This window comes from Streptomyces sp. NPDC058375, assembly GCF_042723425.1.
Lineage (GTDB): Bacteria > Actinomycetota > Actinomycetes > Streptomycetales > Streptomycetaceae > Streptomyces > Streptomyces durocortorensis.
In genome coordinates this window covers 1-4,567 of the sequence record NZ_JBHXJG010000388.1, presented here as the reverse complement: position 1 = coordinate 4,567, position 4,567 = coordinate 1, and the positions used below count along the sequence as shown (strand labels likewise).

At 74.8% G+C, this 4,567-nt stretch carries 4 protein-coding genes; all 4 read right to left on the bottom strand.

The window, feature by feature from the left end; all coding sequences use genetic code 11:
• Nucleotides 1-46 precede the first annotated feature (46 nt).
• Nucleotides 47-1,201 carry an allantoicase gene (alc, locus tag ACFWM7_RS33795; protein ID WP_383268202.1) on the bottom strand — a complete coding sequence of 385 codons (1,155 nt, stop codon included), beginning with the start codon at nt 1,199-1,201 and terminating at the stop codon, nt 47-49.
• A gap of 65 nt (nt 1,202-1,266) precedes the next feature.
• Nucleotides 1,267-2,175: a LysR family transcriptional regulator gene (locus ACFWM7_RS33790; RefSeq protein WP_383268199.1), complete on the bottom strand. Its 909-nt coding sequence runs from the start codon at nt 2,173-2,175 to the stop codon at nt 1,267-1,269.
• A 139-nt stretch (nt 2,176-2,314) separates the two neighbouring features.
• On the bottom strand, nt 2,315-2,527 hold the full coding sequence (locus ACFWM7_RS33785) for a hypothetical protein (protein WP_010070706.1): 213 nt from the start codon (nt 2,525-2,527) through the stop codon (nt 2,315-2,317).
• Between the two features lie 38 nt (nt 2,528-2,565).
• Nucleotides 2,566-4,567 (bottom strand): 4-alpha-glucanotransferase (gene malQ, locus ACFWM7_RS33780; RefSeq protein ID WP_383268197.1); only part of this gene is annotated, 2,002 nt, incomplete at its 5' end.

The following is a 4,567-nucleotide window of genomic DNA, read 5'->3' as shown; positions in this document are numbered from 1 at the left end:
CCGTCCGCCGGGCGGGAACTGGGGGCCGCCGGGAGGCTCTACGGGGTTACGCGCCCGACTCCTCGTAGCGGCGGGCCAGCTCGGCCGCGCCGGACTCCGTGAGGCTGCCGTGCAGTCGCATCCGGGCCACACCGCCGTCGGGGAAGGCGTCGAGGCGGACGTGGGTGACGACGGCCTGGGCGCGCAGCACGAAGCGGTGCAGGGTGTCGGGCTGGAGGCGGGTGCGCGGGAGGATCTCGAACCACTCGCCGGTGTCGCCGTTGCGGCCCTGGAGGGCGACCCAGCCGGCGGAGTTGCCCTTGAGGTAGGCGGTGTCGATCTCGATCGCGCGGACCGCGCCCTGGGCGGGGAGGCGGAAGCGGACCCAGTCGTTGGTGTCGCGGACCCGGCGGCGGCGGTTCTCCCAGCCGTCGTCCATCTTGCGGGAGGTGCCCGGCAGGATGATCTGGGTGGGCGAGGAGTAGAAGCGGTCGGAGGCGTCCTCGTACGTACCGCCGTTGAGCACCGAGATCAGGTCGATCGTGCCGAGCGCGGCGAGCCAGGCCGGGTCGGGGACGACCTCGCCGTGCACGCGGAGGCGGGCGATGCCGCCGTCGGGGTGCTGGCAGAGGCGGATGTGGGTGTAGCGGCGGCCGCCGATGATCTCGAAGGCGTTGGCCGCGTGGCCGCGTACGGGGGTGGGCGGAAGGATCTCCTCCCACTTCACGTCGTCGGCGAGCAGCTGCTCGGGGCTCGGGGCGCCCTCGACGGAGGTGGCCTGGACGGATACGCGCTGCGGGTAGTTGCCGCGGAAGTGGGCGGTGTCCACGATCAGGCCGCGGATGATGCCGGGCGCGCCGAGCCGGACGATCGCCCAGTCGTGGTCCTCGGGGGCCGGGAAGGGGGTCTCGGCGTCGACGCCGCGGCGGCGGCGGGTCTCCCAGCCGTCCATGATCTTGCCCTTGTGCCCGAAGTGCTCGGGGTCGAAGACGGCGCGCTCGCGGATCAGGAGGTTCTCGCGCTCGGCGAAGAACTCGTCGTTGGCGGCGATCACGCCCGCGCCGAGGCGGCGGTCGGCGAGGTCGACCAGCTCGGTGAAGGGGAGGTCCCCGGCCTCGCGGTAGTCGGCGTACGGGTCGCCGCCGCCGTAGGGCGCGGCATCATTTGCATGGGGGTCGGTGTCGGAGTTCTGAAATGTGGTCTCGCTCGCGTCGAAGGTCATGTCTCTTACCTTGACGCCACCGGACCCATCAGGTCCATCGAAAGTTTTCGCAGATACCGTTCAGCTCAGCTGAAAGATCGTGCGGTTTCGGTGAGCGCCGCGAGTACCCGCGCCACCGCCGGTCCGCTCTCCGCCCCGTGCCGGACCGCCGCCACCACATGGCGGCGCGGCCGGTCCGCCTCCAGCACGCGCATCACCACTCCCTCGCGGCGCTCCCGGGCGGCCATCCGGGGCACCAGCGCGACGCCCATGCCCGCCTCGACCAGGGCGAGGATCGCGGTCCAGCCGGCGGCGCTGTGGGCCTGCTCGGGGACGAAGCCGGCTGCCTCGCAGGCGGCGGTGGTGATCTCGGACCAGGGTCCGGAGCCGCCGAAGATCCAGCGGTCGGCGGCGAGGTCCGCGAGGCGCAGCTCGGGCGTGTCGGCCAGGGGGTGGTCGGCGGGGAGCGCCACGTCCAGCGGGTCGGCGAGCAGCGGGAAGAGGCTGAAGCGGGGGTCGCGGGCGGTGGGCGCGTGGGCGGCCAGCGAGAGGGCCAGGTCCACCTCGCCCGCGGTGAGCAGCTCGTACGCCTGGGCGGCCTCGGCCTCCCGGACGCGTACGTCGGGCCCCGGGCGGTCCTCGGCGCGCAGCAGCCGGACGGCGGGGACGACGAGGGCGGGCACGGCGGTGGAGAACGCGGCGACCCGGACCTCGCCGGCCTCGCCGCGCAGATAGCCGGTCAGCTCGGCCTCCGCCCGCTCCAGCTGGGCGAAGACCGCTTCGGCGTGGCGCAGGACGAGATGGGCGGCGTCGGTGAGGCGGACCCGGCGGCCCTGGGCCTCCAGAAGGTCCACGCCGAGCTGCTTGGCCAGGTTGGTGAGCTGCTGGGAGACCGCGGAGGGGGTCATCAGGAGCGCCTCGGCGGTCGCCGTGACCGTCCCCCGGTCGCGCAGGGTGCGCAGGATGCGGAGCTTCTTGACGTCCCACTCGGTCATGGGCGCAACCTACCGGCTGCCCGGCGCGGTCCGGGGCGGCGCGGTCCGGGGCGGGCTCGTCCGGGGCCGGACGCACGAGTGCGCCGCGCGGTGTTCACCACCGGCGGCGCACCCTTCGTGTCTGTCGTACGGGTGTGGGTCAGACCTGCTTCTTGGACTTGTCCAGGACCATCACCAGGGCCGTGATCACCACGAACAGGGCGATGGGCGCGACCACGTAGAGACCGATGGTCTCGATCGCGCTCAGGCGCGGAGCCGGGTCGTCACCGTCGTCGGGCGTGAGCGCGAGCGCCGGGGCCGACATGAGCAGCATCATCAGCGTCGTCCCGGCCGCAACGACGCCGGCGCGCATAGCGTTCTTCTTGTCCACGGTGCCAACGTAGCGAATGCCTAGGGACGGCGCTCGCCCGGGGGTACCGTATGAGGCTTTCGGGGCCGCAGGACGTCCATCAGCGTGTGCAGCCGGGGCGAGGCGGTGATCTCCTCCAGGGTGACCGGATGGCCTTCGGCGTCGGCGATCGGGAGCCGCCAGTTGGGGTACTGGTCCCAGGTGCCGGGGAGATTCTGCGGGCGGCGGTCGCCCACGGTGTCGGGGAGCCAGACGCCGGTCATCCGGGCGGGGGTGCGCAGCAGGAAGCGGTGCACTGCCCGGACGGCGGCCTCCTCGTCGCCGTCGCCCTCGGGGAGCATCCGCAGCCGGGCGAGGAGGGCCAGCCACTCGGCGGTGTCGGTGGCGTCCTCGGTCAGCTCCTCCTCCAGGGAGCGGGTGAGCAGACCGAGGCGGTGGCGCAGCGTCACATGATCGCCGGTCAGCCGGGCGGCGGTGGAGGGCAGATCGTGGGTGGTGGCGGTGGCCAGACAGTCCTGTCGCCACTTCTCCGGGGCGAGCGGCCGGCCGTCGCCGTCCCAGTCGCGCTCGAACCAGAGCACCGAGGTACCGAGCACGCCGCGCCGGGCGAGCGCCTCGCGGACGCCGGGCTCGACGGTGCCGAGGTCCTCGCCGACGACGGCGGTACCGGCCCGGTGGGCCTCCAGGACGAGGACGGCGAGCATCGCCTCGGCGTCGTAGGCGACATACGTGCCGTCGGTGGGCGGGCGGCCCTCGGGCACCCACCAGAGCCGGAAGAGGCCCATGACGTGGTCGATGCGCAGGGCGCCCGCGTGGGCCAGCAGGCCGCGCAGCAGGCCCCGGTAGGGGGCGTAACCGGTGGCGGCGAGGGTGTCGGGGCGCCAGGGCGGCAGGCCCCAGTCCTGGCCGCGCGCGTTGAAGGCGTCGGGCGGCGCGCCGACGGACATGCCGTGGGCGAAGGCGTCCTGCTGGGCCCAGGTGTCGGCGCCGGCCGGGTGCACGCCGACGGCGAGGTCGTGGACGATCCCGACGCCCATCCCGGCGTCCTCGGCGGCCCGCTGGGCGTCGGCGAGCTGGTCGGCGGTCAGCCAGGCGAGGCGGCAGTGGAAGTCGACCCGGTCGAGCAGTTCGGAGCGGGCGCGGGCGGTCCCCGGGGAGCGGGGGTCGCGCAGGGCCTCGGGCCAGGTGTGCCAGTCGGGGCCGTGGACCTCGGCGAGCGCGCACCACAGGGCGTGGTCCTCCAGCGCCTGGCCCTGCCCGGCCAGGAAGTCGCAGTAGGCGGCGCGGCGGCCGGGGGTGAGCGGCACCTGGACGACCAGCTCCAGGGCCTGGCGCTTCAGCTCCCAGACGGCGTCCCGGTCGATCAGCGCGCCCTTGTTCAGCACGGCCTCGCTGAGGGCGGCGGCGTCCTGCCGCAGGTCGTCCAGGGTGGCCCGGTCGCGGACGTGGCCGTACTCGGGGATCGACTCGATGTGCAGGTGCACCGGGTCGGGGAAGCGGCGCGAGGAGGGGCGGTACGGGGACGGGTCGGTGGGGCGGCCCGGAACGGCCGCGTGCAACGGGTTGACCTGCACGAACCCGGAGCCGGTACTGCGCCCGGCCCAGGAGGCGAGGTCGGCCAGGTCCCCGAGGTCGCCCATGCCCCAGGAGCGGGCGGAGAGCAGGGAGTAGAGCTGCACCAGGAAGCCGTGGGTGCGCCCGGGCGGTTGCGGCACACGGGCCGGGGCGGCGACGAGGGTGGCGGTGGCCCGGCGGTGGTCGGGCGTACGGACGTGGATCCGGTGGACGCCGGGGGGCGGCGGGATCCACCAGGCGGGAGGCGCGGCGGTGACGGTGGGGGCCGGGGCGGCCTCAGCCGGAGCCGGAACGGCCTCCGCGGCAGCCTCGCCCGCCGGGGGTGTCGCGGGCACGGCAACCGCGTCGGCCTCAGGGGGCGTCGCGGGCGTGGCCGGGAAACCTACGGGGGCACCGGGGGCCGCCGCCCGGGAGCGCATGCTCAGCGGGGCGGGCGGGCGGCCCGAGAGCGGTCCCGGGGCCGTAGCC

Coding starts and splice junctions, on each gene's coding strand:
- alc (WP_383268202.1), bottom strand. CDS start 1,201: ATGACCTTCGACGCGAGCGAGACCACATTTCAGAACTCCGACACCGAC.
- ACFWM7_RS33785 (WP_010070706.1), bottom strand. CDS start 2,527: ATGCGCGCCGGCGTCGTTGCGGCCGGGACGACGCTGATGATGCTGCTC.
- ACFWM7_RS33790 (WP_383268199.1), bottom strand. CDS start 2,175: ATGACCGAGTGGGACGTCAAGAAGCTCCGCATCCTGCGCACCCTGCGC.